A 19485-nucleotide genomic window follows, 5' to 3' on the forward strand; every position below is an offset into this window, starting at 1 on the left:
AACTTTTATAAAAGAAAGTTTCGATTGGCAACACCTGCTTTTGTAGTGCATTTGCTGCTATTGTTTATGTGCTCTGTCTCCGTAAACGCTAGTGTTTACTCCGAAAATTATATGCTTAGTGTAAAAGGCAAGGATAAACTTTTAACCGAAGTATTTAAAGAAATTCGAAATACAAGTGAATTTACTTTTGTATACGATCACTCCGATGTAGTTGGTATTGTTATCGATGAGGTTTCTTTTGAAGAAGTTAGTGTAGAAGATATATTAGACAACTGTTTGGTTAATACAGGTCTGGTATATGAAGTGATTGACAATGTAATAGTATTAAAAAGACTTGCAGTTAATACATCGCTTAACCAGCAAAGCAAAAAAAGAACCATTACCGGTATTGTAAAAGATGATAAAACTGGTGAATTAATGCCAGGTGTAGCAGTTGTTGAAAAAGGAACTGCTAATGGAACTGTTACAAGCTTCGATGGCGATTACTCTATTGAGGTTAGTACAGAGGGCGCTATTTTGCAATTCTCTTTTATAGGTATGGATATTCAAGAAATTCCTGTCACTTCAGCAATTATTAACTGTGACTTAAAAGAGGAATCGGTGATGATGGATGAGTTGGTAGTAGTGGGAATGCACAAAGTAGATAGACGATTTTTTACTGGGGCTACCGATAAAGTTAAAGTTGAAGATGCTCGTTTGGATGGTATGCCCGATGTTAGTAGAATGCTTGAAGGGCGTTCTGCAGGGGTATCAGTTCAAAATACGTCAGGTACTTTTGGTGCAGCGCCTAAAATTAGAGTAAGGGGTGCCTCTTCAATTTATGGTAATCAAAAACCTTTATGGGTAGTTGATGGTGTTATCCTTGAGGATATAGTTAATGTTGGGGCAGATGAGCTTTCATCAGGAGATCCTGCAACATTAATTAGTTCCGCAATTGCCGGATTAAATGCCAACGATATTGAAAGTTTCCAAATTTTGAAAGATGGATCTGCAACTTCTATATATGGTGCGCGTGCTATGAATGGTGTTATTGTAATTACCACTAAGCGAGGTAGTGCAGGTATGACAACCTTCAATTATTCGGGTGAATTTACCACTCGTATGACACCCAATTACGCCGATTTCAATATTATGAATTCTCAAGATCAGATGGATGTATATGTTGAGCTAGAGCGTAAAGGTTGGCTAGGGCATGCTGAAATATCGAGAGCTCAAAATGGAGGTGTTTATAATAAAATGTATAACGAAATAAACACCTATAATCCAGTTACTGGTTCTTTTATGTTGGAAAATACTCCTGAATCAAGAGCCCGTTTTCTGAATCAATATGAAATGGCAAATACAGATTGGTTTAATGAGTTATTTAGTGCTAAACCAATGCAAACGCACTCAATAAGTATGTCAAGCGGAACCGATAAAGCACGAACATACGCTTCTATTAGTTATTTTGGCGATCCAGGTTGGACACCAGTTTCAGAAGTTCAGCGCTTTACGGCAAATATGAATGTGGCTTATGATATAAATGAAAAGTTAACTCTTACATTTTTAACTAATAATTCATTCCGTAATCAATTTGCGCCAGGTACACTTAATCAACAAGTAGATGTAGTAGCAGGACAACTCTCGCGCGATTTTGATATTAACCCTTTTAGTTATGCTTTAAATACATCGCGAGCCATGACGCTTTACGATGCTGAGACAGGCCAAAGAGAGTTCTTTAGAAGAAATTATACAGAGTTTAATATTCTTCATGAGTTGGAGAACAACTTTATGGAGTACAATGTGGCAGATCTTAAATATCAAGGAGAAATTGACTATAAAGTTACACCAAAACTCCAAGCCAAAGCTTTAGGATCATTTCGTTACTCATCAACTAAGCGTGAGCATAGTATCAAAGAAAATTCAAATCAAGCAAATGCTTATCGTGCGGCTGGTAATCAATTTGTTATTGATAGTAACCGTTATTTGTATTCAGATCCAGATGACCCTAACGGTCAGCCAATGGTTGTTTTACCAGTAGGGGGTATTTACGATACTCAAAACTATTCTATGAGATCATATGATTTACGTGGAACTCTGAATTATAACAATACCTTTTCTGCTGTACATAGTCTTAACTTATTTGGTGGTGCAGAGCTTAGGGCTTCAGATAGAACAAACACGTGGTTTCGTGGGTGGGGTTATCAATTCGATCAGGGAGGAATCCCTTTTGTTGATCCCAATTTAATGAAACAGCAAATCGAAGGGAATAACGATTATTATAGCCATGCTTTACTACATGATAGAAGTACTGCATTTTTTGCAACAAGTACCTATGCTTATAAAGGTAAATATTCTTTAAACCTGACTGGTAGATATGAAGGTTCTAATCAAATGGGGAAATCTCGTTCATCACGTTGGTTACCTACTTGGAATATTGCAACCGCATGGAATATGCATGAAGAAAGGTTTTTTAAATATCTTAAGCCTGTAATGAGTCATTTAACCACAAGGGTTTCTTATAGTTTAACTGCCGAACGTGGTCCTGCTAGTAATGCAGCTGCTTTCTTTCGTAACCAAACAACATATCGCCCTTTAGTTAGTGATAAGGAAAGTAGTATTTTGCTTGTTGACCTTGAGAATAGCGAATTAACTTGGGAAAAGAAGCATGAGTTCAATGTAGGTTTAGATGCTGGTTTTATAGCCAACAGAATTAATTTATCAGGAGATTATTACGTTAGAAATAACTTTGATTTAATTGGTTTAATCAGAACCTCAGGAGTTGGAGGTCAGGTAAGTAAGTTAGCTAACTATGCCGATATGAAATCTAGTGGTGTTGAACTTTCATTAACTACTACCAATATAAAAAGTGAGCGCTTTTCCTGGACAACGAACTTTACTTACTCCTATGCTCAAAACGAAATTACAAAGTTAGACAATACACCTAATATGATGGATTTGGTTTCGGGTAACGGAACTGCCATTGAGGGATATCCGGTAAGAGCATTATTCTCACTGCCTTTTGAAGGATTAAATGGAGAAGGCTTACCAACTTTTGGTACGCATGATGGTGGTACAACCATAACCGATCATAACTTTCAGGAAACCATCGATCTAGATCATTTAGTATATGAGGGGCCGGTAGATCCAACTGTAACAGGTGGTTTTGGGAATGCATTTAGTTATAAGAATTTTAAATTAAATGTATTTGCAACCTATTCTTTTGGAAACGTTATTCGTTTAGACCCGTATTTCTCATCTTCTTATTCCGATTTAGATGCATCACCAAAGGAATTTAAAAATAGGTGGGTAGTTGCTGGAGACGAGAAGTATACAGATATACCTGTAATACCTTCTAAAAGACAAGATGCAGAAATAGCTGATTTAAATGTAGCCTATAATGCATATAACTTTTCAACGGTGCGTATTGCTGATGGTGGTTTTATTCGTATGAAAGAAATATCGTTGAACTACGATTTATCAAAAGAAGTTATTGAGAAGTTAGGCTTAGCATCAGCCTCAGTGCGTTTTCAGGCACTGAACCCATTCTTAATTTATGCCGATAAAGATTTACAAGGACAAGATCCCGAGTTTGTACGTTCAGGAGGTGTAGCTATGCCTGTGCCTAAGCAATTTACATTAACCCTACGTGTTGGATTATAAAATAGAATCGAAGATGAGAAAAAACTTAATACATAATATTAAGACTATAAGCCTTGTTTTTTGGCTAGGTTTTAACATGGTTGCTTGTAACGACTTTTTAGATCAACAACCAGATAATAGAACTGAAATTGATAATGTAGAAACCGTTGCCAAACTTTTAGTAACCGCTTATCCCAATAGTTCACATATTGAGATGGCTGAATTAATGAGTGATAATGTAACGGATCTTGGACCGGCCTATACTTCAATGCAAGTTTGGAATAAAGATATTTACAAATGGGAGCCTGTTATAGATCTAAATCAAGATACACCAGCTGCATTTTGGGCAGCTTGCTATTCTGCTATCGCAGCTGCCAATCATGCATTGGAAGCTATTGATGAATTAGGAAGTACTGATGAACTTTTACCTTATAAAGGAGAAGCTTTACTATGTCGCGCATACAGTCACTTTATGTTGGTAAATATATTCTCGCAACACTATAATGCCAACACTGCAGAAAGTGATTTAGGTGTTCCTTATGCCACAGATCCTGAGGTAACAGTTTTAGCGGATTACAAACGTGAGTCAGTTGCCAAGGTTTATGAGTTAATAGAAAATGACCTTACCGAGGGTTTAAGTATGCTTTCAAATACTGCCTATACAGTACCCAAGTATCATTTTACTATTCAGGCTGCGAATGTATTTGCCTCAAGGTTTTATTTATATAAAGGCGAGTGGGAAAAGTGTATTGAACACGCCAATATTGCTTTGGGTGATAATCCTTTGGTATATATGAGAGACTGGGAAACTTACGACACCTATACGCCGAATGAGTTTCTTGAAATGTACACACGTTCCACTGATAATGCTAATTTACTTATGATGGGATCAGCATCATGGTGGGCCCGTGCATATACAAGAAACCAATATGGAGTAACCGTTCAAAAGCGCGATTATTTTTATGGTTATTACAGTGGTTTGCACCCTTGGGGTGGTGGTCAAGAAGTAGGTTCCGGAACATATATTAATACAGGAACCTATGCCATGAAAAATATTTACAACATGGGAGCTGATATTTGGTTTACGCCAAAATGGGATGAAAAATTTAAATACTCCTATCCTGGTGCGAATACAGGAATTGGTTATATAATGCAACCTATCTTCACAGGCGAAGAGGTTTTACTAAATCGTGCAGAGGCTTTAATTATGGCTGGTAAAACAAGCGAAGGTATTGCCGATTTAAACTTATGGGTAGATTCACATTGTCCATATCCTGGTTCTATACCAGAGTATTTAGAAACCTATTATGGTTATAGGCCTCATGCCGATCTAAACCCAGGTTTTAATATCCCTGAAGAGAATAAGTTGTTAATTCAATCGGTACTAGATATCCGACACAGAGAATTTCTTCATGATGGTTTGCGATGGTTCGATATTAAACGCTATAACTTCCAAATAGAGCACGAAATATTCGGTGGCGTTAGTTTAGTATTGCCACCTAACGATCCACGACGAGCCGTTCAAATACCACAGGACGCGCTTAATAATGGTATAGAGCCCAACCCCCGTGAACCACTGAATTATTCAGACAATGATTACATAACAGCAACCTATGACTTGTAAAATAGATATGATTAAGATGAAGAATTTACTATTTGTATTTATAGCCTTAACTGTACTATTAACGGGCTGTAATAAAGAAGAAGATCTTGGGGAAAGTAGATTAGATACTACAACACCTCCTTTAAGCGAATTAGATCAATGGTTACGCAATACCTTTTTGCCATATAACCTAGAGGTAAAATATAAGTGGGATGATTTTGAGGGTGATATGAAAAAAAACCTTATTCCAACAGAAGAAGATAAGGTAAAGCCCTTAATGGATGTGATGGATAAGGTTTGGATTAAATGCTACGAAGAAGAAGGGGGTGACGATTTTATAAAATCATACATTCCAAAGCTTATTTATCTACTTGGTGGCGCAGGAGTTAATCCTGAAGGAACAATTACCCAAGGTACTGCTGAAGCAGGACGTAAAATTGTGTTGTATGAAGTAAATAAATTTGATGCTACAGAGGCTGCTCGTATCAATCGATTCTTTCATGTTATGCACCATGAGTTTGCCCATATCTTGCACCAAACTACACTTTATGAAGTGATTGGTTACGAGGCAATTTCAAAGGGTAAATACAGAAGTGATTGGAGTAATGTAAGAGAAGCTAATGTGGAAGAATATTTAGGCGAAGGTTTTGTTTCTCCTTATTCGATGTCTTCGCGCGATGAAGATTTTGCAGAAATTATTGCCTATATGTTAACACGTACTCGCCAAGAGTGGGACGATTTTATAAGCCAAGAGGGCGCAAACACAGAGAAACTAAAAGCCAAAGAAGCTATTGTGGTTGATTACTTCAGAAATACTTGGGGTATTGAATTATTTGATCTCCAGGCTTTGATAGCTGAAAAGATTGAAGAAATAACAACTGTGGTTCCAGAAGAACAACCAAAATACATTTCTCCATTTAAATTACAGAGCGACTGCGCCCAATTATGTAGTTGTCAGGAAGTAGTACATGATTAATTAACCTAATGAATACTATTATGATTTACAATTATATAAAGTCAATATTGTTCTTCATTACAGCTTGTCTAGTAGTGAGTTCATGTGTTCCCGAAGCCGAGGATGTTTTTGAGCTATCAGCCTTAGAGCGTGCCGATAAAAACAAAGAAGAATGTTTCAATGCCTTGATAGATGCTGAAAAAGGATGGTTAGTAGAGTACTACCCATTGGTTAAACATTATGGAGGTTATACGTTTATAATGAATTTTACTGATGAGGGTAGAGTGGAAATGACACCCGAAGTTGCCTTTGAAGAAAATGCGACAAACTCTACGTTTAGAGTGCATTCAGGGCAAGGAACTGTATTGTCATTTGATACTTACGGCGCCTTACATCATTTAGCCGATCCGGAAGAGTTACTACCAAAATATAAGAACCAAGATATATCATGGGCCGATTTAACAGAAAACCCGTATGTTTCTTTTGGAACTGGTTATGGAGGAGATTTTGAATTTACCCTTGACTCTATAGGTGAGGAGCAGATTTACTTTACGAGCTTAAAGAGAAAAACGCGTGTTGTTTTTACTAAAATTAAAGACACTAGTGGCAAAGATTATTTGCAGGCACAAAGTGATATGAATGCTATTCTCGAAGAAAAGGCAAGCGATGGTCTTTTTTTGGAGTATAACGGAAAGCAGTTAGAGCTAACGTATGATTTCTTCCATAAGTTTAATATTTATCAACACGATAATATAGGGGTTTATGCTGAAGAACCTATGCCTTTTGTGGTAACAGATACCGGCATTAAATTGTACGAAGCTTTAACTATAGATAACGTGACAGTTTCGGAATTTGATTGGATTGAAGGCGAGGGCATATTTAGATCTGAAGAGGGTGCAATGTTGGTACAAGGACGTACACCGCGTTCAGAATTTACAAGTCCAACTGATTACGCTATTCACTGGGTTAACTTTAAATTAAGTAGCCAAGCATTTTTAGACGATGTAAAAATATTAGAGGCTGAAATGTATAATGCCTCGCAAAACCCAGGCTTATTTGGTGGAGTAAAAGACATCCGTTTTATTATGAATGGATATCCTACAGCTCAAGCTTATTATGGAGGTTCTCACCGTATCGATATTTATTCAGAAATAGCAGCAGTAAGAGAGTCTAACCTTTACTTAATTGGTACTACAGCAATTAGCATGACTGAAACTGCCTTTAATTTTGCACTTAGCTTTGGAGATGGTTATGGAGGTACTGCCGGTTATGCACCATTTCATTCTTTGGTTAATAATTGGCTTTATAACATACTGTACCGGCCTAATGTTTTCAGTGTAGAAGTGGAAGAGCGGTGGAGTTTGGGAGAACGATACACCAATATAAAATTAACCAAAAAAGATAATCCTAATTATTATATCATACTTGAATTAGAATAATTATAACACGCAAGCGAGTTTAGCAAGGTTAGGCTCGCTTGCGCGTAAGTCTATTTTTTTAAACCATTACTTATGAATGCAAAAACTTTACATTTATTCCTGATGCTTCTGTTTACCTGCGCTTTTACAGCAAGGGCACAGTATAGCGGAGGTAGTGGTACGGCCGAAGATCCGTATCAAATTGCCACTTTAACAGACTTAAAAGATCTTTCTTTAACAGAAAGTCATTGGAAATCACACTTTATTTTAAAGAATGACATTGACGCATCAGTAACCAGTGATTGGGATGATGGTGCTGGTACAATAGTTGGATTTAAGCCTATTGGTTACCATATTAATAACTCCTTTTTAGGAGTGTTTGATGGTAAGGGTTACACTATTAGTAATTTATATATTAATAGACCTACCGAGAGTAATGTTGGCTTATTTGGATATCTTGGTGATAATTCGAATTTCGCAACTATTAAAAATATTCATCTTAAAGACGCAGACATTACTGGATATACTTATGTTGGTGGTTTATCAGGTTATGGAGCATATGCTTCAATTAATAATGTTTCTGTATCAGGTATTATTGCTGCTGATGGAGTTAGTAGAGTGTATGCCGGTGGTATTGTAGGTTATTTAAAAGGAGAAATAGTTAATTCTAAAAGCTCAGGTACTGTTACAGCTGCAGATTATGTTGGTGGTTTAGTAGGCTATTTATATTATAAGCCTGATTTTGAATATGCTGCATTTCGTTGCTCTAGTTCAGTTACTGTAACTGCTACTAGCGCTTCTCGTTCTTATTCGGGCGGATTAGCAGGTTATATTTATGGTAAAGTTAATGGTTGTTATTCTACTGGTACAGTCTCAGGAGGCTCGTATGTTGGTGGGTTCGCTGGTAACTTTTCCTACTCTTCAGGGGTAATTTCAAATTGTTTCGCCACAGGAAATGTAAGTTCTACTTATACTACTTCTGCTTATACAGGAGGTTTTATTGGTTACTCTACAGGTACAGTACTTAATTGTTATTATTTAGGTACTTTAAGTACAGTAGGTACCAAATATATTGGTGCTTTTGTAGGATATTATTCAGCGTATTCGCCTAAACTATATAATTGTTTTTATAATTCTGATACTGGTATATCACAAGATGTAGATGGTATTAGTGGCATTTCAATGGCTTCATTTGCTCTGCAATCGTCTTTTCCAGAATGGGATTTTGCATCAGATTGGGAGATGGGAATAAATACTGAAGTTTCGGCATCTAGCTTACCATATCCAAAAGCTTTATTATACGATTCGTATATTAGTTATGATCAAACTATTACTTCAGCAGGTACTGTTTCAGGAGATAAGGGATGGTATAATAATGGTGATCAAATTACATTTACAGCTTCAGCCGCAGTAAGTCCTTATGTATTTGCTGGTTGGTATAAGGGAATCGAAAAATTAGCAGAAACACAAAGCTATACCACTACTGTAAACGGCGATGCGAAATATACAGCACGATATAAAGCAGAGTATAGTGGAGGTGAAGGAACCGAAGCTGAACCGTACGAAATAGCTAATTTAGATGATTTACAATTGTTAATTGATACAGAGGAGGACTTTGACAAGTATTTTATTTTAATTAACGATATTGATGCAAAGGAAACATCGACTTGGGTTGATGATAACGATGTTGACAAGAAAGGATTTACACCTATTGGGAATTATGAATCTAAAAAATTCACAGGAAGTTTTGATGGACAAGGCTATACCATTTCAAATTTATATATAGATAGACCAATTGATCCATATACTGGTTTCTTTGGGTATACATCATTTGCTGAAATTAAAAATTTAAATTTATTAAATCATACAATAATAGGAGGCGATAATACAGGTGCACTGATAGGATCTTCTGCCAATACAGACCTAGAAAACTGTAGTGCAAATGGTTCTGTACAAGGTAAAACTAATGTAGGAGGTTTGCTTGGTAAGTATTCTTCCGGAATGACAGCTGGAGTATCTAAAGGTAAGCTTGAAAACTGCTATTCTGAGGGTTCAGTTAAAGGTTCTGGTACTTATGCTGGAGGTTTAGTAGGTATTGCATCTGGGGAAATTATTGAAAGATGTTATTCTAAGGCTAATGTATCAGGTTACCAAACAGTGGGTGGCTTTGTTGGACGCGCCTCATCAGATTTACAATATTGTTATGCAACTGGTGATGTTGAAGGAAGATGCAGTGTTGGTGGTTTTGAAGGTCAAGCAGGTAGTAGTCAGTCTTCAGTAAGTTTCTGTTTCGCCACAGGTAGTGTATCTCAAAAAGATTTAGGTAGCTCTCAGGATGAATATGGATATGTGGGCGGATTCATAGGTGAAATGACATCTTATTCATATGTTGAGTATTGTTATTCAACAGGTGAAGTTACTAAGCAGTCAAAATATGGTGGTTTTTATGGTGATCTTGGTATGCAAGTAAATAACTATAAAATCGAAAATTGTGTATATGATTACGAAACATCAGATCAACCTGACCAAAATAGAGATGGTATAACAGCCTTATCTACTGCTCAATTTGCTGATATTGCAAACTACCCTGCAGGATGGGACGAAGAGTGGGAGATTGGTGTTATTGAAGCAATCGATACAAAAATCCGTTCATACTCAAAAGTATTGTTAGGTTACGATTATCAAATTTATTATGAAATAGAAAATAATCTTGCAGGTTCGGTAAGCTCAGATAAAGGTCAAGGTTGGTTTAAAGATGGAGATGAAATTACATTAACTGTTACAACTGATTTTGGTTACAAATTTGATGGCTGGTATATTGATGAAGAGAAAGTGTCAGATGAATTAGTTTATACATTTACCGCTTCTCAATTTGCAACCTACACCGCAAAACATATTGGTACCCCATTAACATTCTCAGGAGGTAGTGGTACTGCTTTAAATCCTTATAAAATATCTACGCTCGATGATTTAATTTTAATGGGTAATAGAATAGTAGATGTTAAGGATTCACATTTCATTCTAATTAATGATATTGATGCTTCTGCTTCTACCAATTTAAATGATGGATTAGGTTTTGCACCTATTGGTGAATTTTGGGGAACATTTAATGGCGATGGTTATACTATTTCTGAATTATATATAAATAGACCAAGTGAATCCAAAGTTGGTTTATTTAGTTATTTGTATAATGCTTCTGTATCAGGCTTAAACATGCAAGATTGTAATATTACTGGTGGAGATGAAACTGGTACGCTTTGCGGAAGATTGCATTATGAGGCCCTCTTAAATCGATGTAATATAACTGGAGGTTCTGTTAACGGTAGTAACAGTGTTGGTGGAATGCTGGGTATGGGTTTCAGTTATATATCCTATACTTGGGGTAAAATTGCAAAACTAAATTATTGCTCTGTTGAAGATATTACAATTAGCGGAGGCACTAATGTTGGAGGTCTAGTAGGAGACATGAAAGGAGTTATTAACTCATCTTATGCTAGTGCTACTGTTAATGGAGATAGTAATGTAGGTGGGTTAGTTGGTCTTATGCAAGGCGATTCTGGATTGTATACCGAGTTTAGTTATGCAAAATCTATAGTTACAGCCAAAAATGCAGCAGGTGGTTTAGTGGGTTACATGCAGCGTTCTGCAAATATAAAGAAATCGTATGCCATAGCAGATGTAACCTTAAAAGAAGGAAGCGGAACTACTGATGGTTATGGTGCCGGAGGTTTAGTAGGTTATATTAACGCTAGTACCATTACCGATTCTTACTCAGTTGGAAGTATTTCAGGTCTTGATTTTATGGGAGGTTTAGTGGGCTCCGCAGCATCTCGAAGCAGCATTAGTAATTGCTACACAACAGTAGGAATTAACGCATTTGGTTCTACAAATGCAGGCTTAATTGCTACTATAGATAATGATAATGTTACAGTTACAGATTGTTATTTTGATACAGAATTAACAGGGTATTCTGAAGGTGTGAAAGTTGATGCCACAGAGATCTCTGCCATAACCGCTTTAACAACTGCAGAATCTGCTCTTGAAGCTAGCTTTACTTCTTTTGATTTTGATGGAGTTTGGAATGTATTAACTAACTCTGAAATTGATGATAATGCACGCCCTTATTTAAAATGGGAAACTAATTCAACTAATATTACTGTAAGCGCACAACCAGAAAATCGTGGTAATGTGTTTGGCGAAGGTTGGTTTAACCTTGGAGATGAAGTTACCTTAACAGCACAAACCCTACCGGGTTGGAAAGTAGAAATGTGGAAAAATGGTAGTGATACAGTAAGTGTAAATGCATCTTATGTATTCGATATAGAAGAAGATGCTATTTATAATTTATCAGTAATTTTTGTCGAAGATTTCTCAGCTGCTGGTGAAGGTACAGAAGCATTCCCTTACGAGATAACTTCATTAGATCAGCTCGAACAATTAGGTTATCTGCCAAGTCTATGGGATAAGCATTTCATATTAATGAATGATATTGATGCTTCGGCTACTTCAGATTGGAATATGGCTGATCATGATCAAGATATACAAACACCAGAAGTACCTTTGGGATTTTCACCTTTAGGTGATCATAATACTTACGGTTTTAGAGATAGAGTTGCATTTACAGGTAATTTCGATGGTCAGGGTTATTCTATATCAGGCTTATATATTAATAGACCTTTCGATAATTATATTGGTGTGTTTGGTTTTACTAAAGGTGCTACCATTAAAAATCTTACCATTGATGCAGCTAACTTTTTAGGTGGAAGTTATACAGGAGGTTTAGTAGGGTACACATTTAAAAATCAACTAAAAGAAGAGGAATTTCAGAGTAAATTTGAAAATTGTAATATTATCAACAGTAAAGTATTTGCGAATTCATATGTAGGTGGATTTGCAGGTAACATGTATTATGATATTGTTACAAACTGTTCCGTTCAAAATATTGACTTAACCTCAAGCTCTTATTCTGGAGGATTTGTGGGTGAATTAACTTATGAATCCAAAATAGATGGTTGTTATTCTACTGGTGTAATGAACACGTATGGTGATAATAATGGTGGATTTGCTGGTAGAGCTGTAGGTAATTGTACAATCACAAACTCTTATTCTTCTGTTAATATTGAAGGAAATCAGCAATTGGGTGGATTTGTTGGATACTTCGGACGTGCTGGTTTAATAAGAAATTGCCATGCAACGGGTTCAGCAAAAGCCTATAGTCCTTATGGTTTAGTAGGTGGTTTTGTTGGTTATATTAATAACGGTAAAATTGAAGACTGTTATTCTACAGGTGATGTTACCGCTATAGATTTATTTGCAGGAGGTTTTGCTGGTTATGGTGATGCAGGAGATTTATCTCATATTACCAAGTGTTATACAACAAGTAATGTTTATGGAAGGAGGTATTTAGGAGGTTTTGCAGGTCAATACGACGGTAAAATATCTTACTCATATGCAACAGGTACTGTTGATGGATCTTACGATGGGGCTTACGGGCATACTGACTATGATATTCACTTTGCTGGTTTCGTTGCCTATTTGGGTTCTAATGGTCACATCGATAATTCATTTACATTCTCCACGGTAAAAGGATTTAACTATGTAGTAGGATTCGTTGGAGTGAATCAAGGGTATGTAGAAAGCTGTTACAGTGCTGGAGAACTAGAAGCAACAGGAACAGGTATGGCCGGATTTGCCGCCTATTCTTCAGAAGAAGATCAATCTCAAGTTATCGGATGTTACTTTGATAAAACTTTAGCAGGAACTACGACAGCAATAGGTGCTGGTAAAGTAACAGGTGTTACTGCTCTTGAAACAGCTGCTTTTGCACAAGAAGCAAATATGCCAGAATTACCATTCGAATCTGTTTGGAAAATTGGATTAAATGCTGACTTAGAAGATAATAGCCGCCCTTACTTAAAATGGGAAGAAGGTGGTGCAAGAATAGAAGTAGAATTTACACATCTTAATGCAGGAAACTATAGCGGACATGGATGGTTTGTTGAAGGTGAAGAAGTAAGTTTATCTGTAAACAATGTACAAGCAGGTTTATCATTTAGTCATTGGGAAGTTGATAGCGTATCTGTTTCAACAGATAATCCTTATATATTTAATTTCTCAGGTAATAAAGATGTTGTATATACAGCGCATTTCGTTGAAAATAATATTATTGCTGAAGGAGATGGATCAAAAGATTCACCTTATATCATTAAATCTTTTGAAGAGTTAGTTTGCTTAACTAATGTTACATCAATTTGGGATAAGCATTTCGAATTAGGAAATGATATCGATGCATATGATTCACGAATAGTAAATCAAAACTATGGTCTTTCACCAATTGGGGTAGGATACGAAAAACGATTTACTGGTAATTTTGATGGAAAAGGCTTCACAATATCTAATTTGTATATTAATAGATATGACTCAGAGTACGGTCAAGCCCTTTTTGCTCATGTAGGAGATGAAAATGGAGACCCAACAGTAATTGCAAATGTAAACTTATCTTCAGTATTAATTGGTGGCTACCAAGGTGTTGGTGCATTAGTTGGTCAAATGACTAATACCTATATTGAGAACTGTAAAGCTGATGGTGAAGTTATAGGTATAGGAAGTTATATAGGTGGTTTAGTAGGACGTTCTGAGGATCGTAGTTATATTAAATCATCAGCATATAAAGGTTATGTATCTTCACCAGTTTTAACTTCAAGTATTGCAGTAGGAGGTTTAGTTGGGTATAGTTCAAACACGAACATTGAGTATTGTTACGCAATAACAGATTCTATTATTAGTTCAGGTTCTTCAGTTGGTGGTCTTGTAGGGTATAGTCATGATATCGCCAAAGCTGATGATGCAAGTATAGAAGCTACATATGGTATAACTAAATCGTTTGCTGTAAGTAAAGGTATTAAAGGTGCTTCATCATTTTCAGGTTTAGTTGGAACTAATAACAATGCATTTGTTAAAGAATCTTATGCAGTAGCTAACTTATATGCAATAAATAGTGATTTAACCATGAGTGGTGGGTTAATTGGCACAGGATCAGTTAACTCAGTACAAGATTCTTATTTCAACAGTGATAAAGATGGAGTTGTATATAATGGTTCTGGTAAAGGTATTACTACTGAAGAGTTTGCAGATGAGTTAATTTTCTCAAGTTGGATTTTTGGAACGGAAGGCAACTGGAAGATGGCTTATGGTCAAGGTGGTGAAAAGCGTCCTTGTTTCTATAACATGGATACTTATACAGTTACTTTTAAGGCCGATGAAAATGGTTTGGTTTCAGCTGCTTTAGAAACCCCAGTATCTGAAATTACCGATGATATATTAATGGGTGAAGACTCACGAACTATTACAGCTGTTCCCGATTCAGAATACAGTTTCGCTAGTTGGGATATTGAAAATGGTGGTCACTGGGATATGGATAATATATCTACTTATGTTCCAGGTGCTAAATCAGAAGATATGGTTCTTGTTGCAGTATTTACTAACAATGATGTTAGTGTAAACGATAAAGCGTATGCTTCAATTCAAGCCTACCCAAATCCTGTAAATGATATCTTATATATCGATAATGTGTTGGCACAAACCCCTATACGTTTTGTTAATGTAGCTGGAAAAGTTGTATTCATTGAAAATAACTTTAATGGAGTTTCTATCAATATAGCACACCTTAATCCGGGTGCATATGTAATGATGATAGAAACAACTACAGGAATGCAAAAAATTAAGGTGATTAAAAAATAAATATAAAAATATAGAGCAGCAAACATGTGTTTGCTGCTCTTAAAACCCATTTATTATGAGACAACTATTTCTCTTATCTTTATTTGTGATGGCACTTACACAAGTAAAGGTTGCGGCATGCTCTCACGATTTATCTCATGCTTGTAAATCAAGTACTAATATAAATCACGAACATGATGATGCAAATTTACCAAGTGTTTGTTGGTGGGAAGGCTCAGGTAAGGTAAATAAAAAATTTACACCTCCACCTACACTTCTAAAAAGTGGTTCTGAGAAAAAAACAGAATTTATAGTTTATAAGTTTGGGTTTCCGTCTAAAGAGGCAGAAATAGCATTTGATTATGCAATCTCTATATGGGAAAGTTGTATTCCATCTGGAGTTCCAATTTCAATTGCAGTTGAGTGGTCCCGTTATATGCCTGAAGGAGCTTTGGCTGGCTGTTCACCTAATGGATATAAAAAGTTTTACAATGATCCTTTTTTAACCAATACGCTATATCCTTTTTCTTTATACCATAAATTAAGTTATGAGAATGAGGAATGGGTTCCGGATATGAGTATTACAATTAATTCCAACTTTGAAAATTGGTATTATGGTATAGATGGTAATACACCTGAATCTAGTTATGATTTTGTGACTGTTATGTTACACGAGTTGGCTCATGGTTTTGGTATGCAGGGTGTTTGCAATGGCTATGGAACAGGTTTTGTTTTTGATAAAGAAATTGCCTATACAATTTTTGATAGACATTTAGAAGACGTAGCTGGAAATAAAATTGATAATAGAACTATTTATCCTAAAGGTTCTAACGAACTTTACGATGTTTTAAGAGATAGTTTAATTTTTAATGGAGAGAAGGCAAAACAAGCTAATAATAATGTTAGAGTTGGCTTATATGCACCAGATGCCTTTCAAGCAGGTTCTAGTATTTACCATTTAGGTGAAGATTTTAAGTATGATGATGACAATTCACTTTTATTCTTTCAATTAGATTTAGGTAGAGCTATACATAACCCTGGACCAGTTTTATTAGGGATTTTAAGTGACCTGGGTTGGGATGTAGCCGACCTTGTTCACACATCAACAGATATGGATAATCCATCTGCTAATACTAAAGAAATTACTTTTGAAGTACGAAGCGAGTATAAGCTCGGTGATATTAAAGTATTTTATAAACAGTCTGAAGAAAGTGTTGCTTCATATGTAGAAGCAGTAGTAACACATATAGAAGGAGATTCATATAAAGCTACATTTGAGAATTTGGTATATGGTAACGATTATGGATACTATATTCAAATTAACGATAATGCAGATATCGAACCTAGAAGTTTTTATTACCCAACTACAGGAGCAGTTAAGCCAAAGTATTTTAAGTTTGGACCAGATACTATTAGTCCAGATCTTTATGTACTCGATTTTAATGCAGTAGTTAGAGTTCCTTATAACTATGGCTTTGAAGTTTCGGCCTATGCAGAAGATAATTACGAAATAGATAATGTGTCTATATTTTGGAAAATAGATGGTGTTGAACAGCCAAGTATACCTCTTCAACTAAGCGAAGATCAAGTTAATGTTCATAAAGGACTTATAACTTTACCTGAAACAGTAACGAGATACTCAGATGTAGAGTTTTGGTTTGTAGCCACAGATAACGCCGCTGTACCTAATTTAGTATACTCACCAGAGGCTGATAAACCGGGGCATAAAGTTCAAATAATGGAGTTTGAACCCCTACAGGGTGACTATTTTACTAATTTCGACACTGTGTTTTACGATAATGATGAGAGAATAAATGTATCTCATGATTTTTACATGGATGGGATGAGTATCTTAAAACCATCAACTCATTTTGAATCAAATAGCTTAAATACCAAGCATCCATACGAACTTAAAGAAATACACAGTGCTAGTTTTGCTTATGAACTTGAAGTTCAGGATGGAACTAAAATCAGTTATGATGAAATTGTATTAGTTGAGGAATCAAAAGAGGGGTATACCTTCCCATCATATTATTTTTACGATTATGTAGCTGTTCAAGCTTCTTTCGATCATGGCGAAACCTGGGAAGTTTTAGATAAAGGCTATGATGCCGGAGAGTATGATCCATGGAGACAACTTTGGTCATCATGGCTCGAAACAGGTGATAACGAACCACCAAACTCGTATGCATTTGCAACGCCAGATTTATACGCACATAAAGAAATTGACTTAGTTAATGATACACACCTTGAAGTAGGAGATAAAGTATTAATACGCTTTGTATTATATTCAGATCATATCATCTACGGATGGGGTTGGAGTATTGACAATTTAAGCATTAAATACGAAGAGCCTGATGTAAGTGTAAAAACCAATCACATGGCCGATATTCAGATAGCTCCAAACCCTGTAACTAATCACTTTATGATTCAAAGTGCAGGCTTATATTCAGTTGATATTTATAGTGTAACGGGCTCTAAATTGCAGTCGATAAGCACCTATGGTTTCACGCCAATTTATGTTGCCGACTTAACAAATGGAGTATATATAGTGAAAATAAAAGGAGAGAGTGGTTCTGTGACTAAGAAACTGCTTAAACAATAATTATAGTGTGTTAGTGCCTTTGAGAAATGACAATGCTTAAGGCCTATTAAGTAAGAGTCTGTTTGTAAAAACAAACAAGGCTCTTGCTTTAAATAATATGAAATCGAAAAAAAACGAAACAATATGAAAAATGTAATAAATATTTTAGCCCTGTGCCTACTAATGATGACCATCGCTTGTGGTAAAGACGATGAAAAAGAGTCTACATCTGATCAAACAGCTCCTGAGTTAATCATTGAATCGCCTGTAGATAATACCGATCTACTTTCAGGTAATCAAGTATTCGTAAAGGCCCTTTGTAAAGACGATGTAGCACTTTCAAAGCTAACTGTTACCCTTTCTAAAAAAGCATCAGAGCAAGCCACTACAAAGAGTGTAAAAGAGCCTTGGACTGAAGATGATTTAGTAATTGACCTGAGCGGTACTGAACAGTCTGTTGATGAGTTATTCGGAGAAATTTCGAGCGATGCGCTTGCAGGCGTATATCAATTAAACTTTACTCTTGTTGATGAAGCAGGTAAAACTACCTCAGAAACCATCTCGCTTAATGTAAACATGAATCTTTAATGCGAAGTAATTAGCAGCTAATATTAGATTATTTCGGTAATCAATAACAACTAGTATTGTTATAATATAACAAGCCCCTAGTGAAAAACTCTCAAAGCCATTCTTACAAAAGTAAGGGTGGCTTTTTAATTATAACCTAGTGACTTTCTTACTCAATTGGTCTCCTCTTTTTTCTAGTTCCTTTATTAGCGCCACACTATATATTCACCATAAGAGGCTTCCCCTGCGGGTCGTGCTTTTCGCTATATCTTTGCTTCGCCATAAGGGGCTCACAAAGGATGCCGCTACAATCACTAAGCCAGGCCAGCATAAACAATATGGATAGCAAATAACATAGCCCGCCAATAGCCTAAACGCATGTAGGTTTACGCAAAGCCCCGCTGCAAAACTCCAAAGGCATGCAGATTTACACAAAGCTCCGCTGTAAAAAAATGAAGGCATGCAGATTTACGCAAAGCCCCGCTGCAAAAAATCGAAGGCTTGCAGTTTTACGCAAAACTCCACTGTAAAAAATTGAAGGCATGTAGGTTTACGCAAGGCCCCGCTGCAAAAAAAATGGAGGCTTACAGTTTTACGCAAGGCTCCGCTGCAAGAAACGGAGGCATGTAGGTTTATGCAAAGACTGCCTAAAATATCAATAACAAGGGTGTGTAATACAGGAGGTTATTGTTCTGAAATAAGATTATATATACCTGAATAGTCTTTGAGACCATTAATTATAGTATCGGGGTTACGCATGTAATTAATTTTTATGAATAAATATTACACTACTGCTGCTGTAGGTTAACTTAGGTTGGTTGTCCAATAGTTGTGCAAAACAAAAAAGCCAGACTAATTAAAGTCTGGCTTTCTTTTAGATACAGTTTTAATCTGTACCCAGAGCCGGGGTCGAACCGGCACGGGTTGCCCCACTGGTGTTTGAGACCAGCGCGTCTACCAATTCCGCCATCTGGGCTTGCAAAGCATTGCTGCTTTTTTGCGTGTGCAAATATATATA

7 protein-coding genes and 1 tRNA gene are annotated in these 19485 nt (G+C 36.2%); 7 read left to right on the forward strand and 1 reads right to left on the reverse strand.

The features are described 5' to 3' along the window. Positions 1–111 precede the first annotated feature (111 nt). The 7 genes from A8B35_RS08430 to A8B35_RS08460 all read left to right on the forward strand — a co-directional run bounded on the left by A8B35_RS08430 (position 112) and on the right by A8B35_RS08460 (position 18488). Positions 112–3642: a SusC/RagA family TonB-linked outer membrane protein gene (locus A8B35_RS08430; protein ID WP_222844124.1), complete on the forward strand. Its 3531-nt coding sequence runs from the start codon at positions 112–114 to the stop codon at positions 3640–3642. 13 nt (positions 3643–3655) lie between these two features. Continuing rightward, positions 3656–5245 (forward strand): RagB/SusD family nutrient uptake outer membrane protein, encoded by a 1590-nt coding sequence (locus A8B35_RS08435; RefSeq protein WP_083634377.1) that lies wholly within the window; start codon positions 3656–3658, stop codon positions 5243–5245. Between the two features lie 16 nt (positions 5246–5261). Then, the gene (locus A8B35_RS08440; protein ID WP_222844125.1) at positions 5262–6200 is read left to right on the forward strand and encodes a zinc-binding metallopeptidase; all 939 of its coding nucleotides are present in this window, start codon (positions 5262–5264) and stop codon (positions 6198–6200) included. A 20-nt stretch (positions 6201–6220) separates the two neighbouring features. Then, positions 6221–7618: a DUF4302 domain-containing protein gene (locus A8B35_RS08445; protein ID WP_075602691.1), complete on the forward strand. Its 1398-nt coding sequence runs from the start codon at positions 6221–6223 to the stop codon at positions 7616–7618. 72 nt (positions 7619–7690) lie between these two features. After that, positions 7691–15337 (forward strand): GLUG motif-containing protein, encoded by a 7647-nt coding sequence (locus A8B35_RS08450; protein WP_075602692.1) that lies wholly within the window; start codon positions 7691–7693, stop codon positions 15335–15337. A 55-nt stretch (positions 15338–15392) separates the two neighbouring features. After that, positions 15393–17921 carry a T9SS type A sorting domain-containing protein gene (locus tag A8B35_RS08455; protein ID WP_075602693.1) on the forward strand — a complete coding sequence of 843 codons (2529 nt, stop codon included), beginning with the start codon at positions 15393–15395 and terminating at the stop codon, positions 17919–17921. Between the two features lie 123 nt (positions 17922–18044). Next, entirely contained in the window at positions 18045–18488 is a 444-nt protein-coding gene (locus A8B35_RS08460) for a DUF4625 domain-containing protein (protein ID WP_083634379.1), read from the forward strand. A gap of 873 nt (positions 18489–19361) precedes the next feature. On the opposite strand, the gene A8B35_RS08465 is transcribed toward A8B35_RS08460, so the two are convergent. Beyond that, positions 19362–19443, reverse strand: a tRNA-Leu gene (locus A8B35_RS08465). Between the last annotated feature and the right edge of the window lie 42 nt (positions 19444–19485).

This window comes from Saccharicrinis aurantiacus (assembly GCF_001660705.2).
In the GTDB taxonomy this organism is placed as follows: Bacteria; Bacteroidota; Bacteroidia; order Bacteroidales; family Marinilabiliaceae; genus Saccharicrinis; species Saccharicrinis aurantiacus.

Coding starts and splice junctions, on each gene's coding strand:
- A8B35_RS08430 (WP_222844124.1), top strand. CDS start 112: ATGCTTAGTGTAAAAGGCAAGGATAAACTTTTAACCGAAGTATTTAAA.
- A8B35_RS08435 (WP_083634377.1), top strand. CDS start 3,656: ATGAGAAAAAACTTAATACATAATATTAAGACTATAAGCCTTGTTTTT.
- A8B35_RS08440 (WP_222844125.1), top strand. CDS start 5,262: ATGAAGAATTTACTATTTGTATTTATAGCCTTAACTGTACTATTAACG.
- A8B35_RS08445 (WP_075602691.1), top strand. CDS start 6,221: ATGATTTACAATTATATAAAGTCAATATTGTTCTTCATTACAGCTTGT.
- A8B35_RS08450 (WP_075602692.1), top strand. CDS start 7,691: ATGAATGCAAAAACTTTACATTTATTCCTGATGCTTCTGTTTACCTGC.
- A8B35_RS08455 (WP_075602693.1), top strand. CDS start 15,393: ATGAGACAACTATTTCTCTTATCTTTATTTGTGATGGCACTTACACAA.
- A8B35_RS08460 (WP_083634379.1), top strand. CDS start 18,045: ATGAAAAATGTAATAAATATTTTAGCCCTGTGCCTACTAATGATGACC.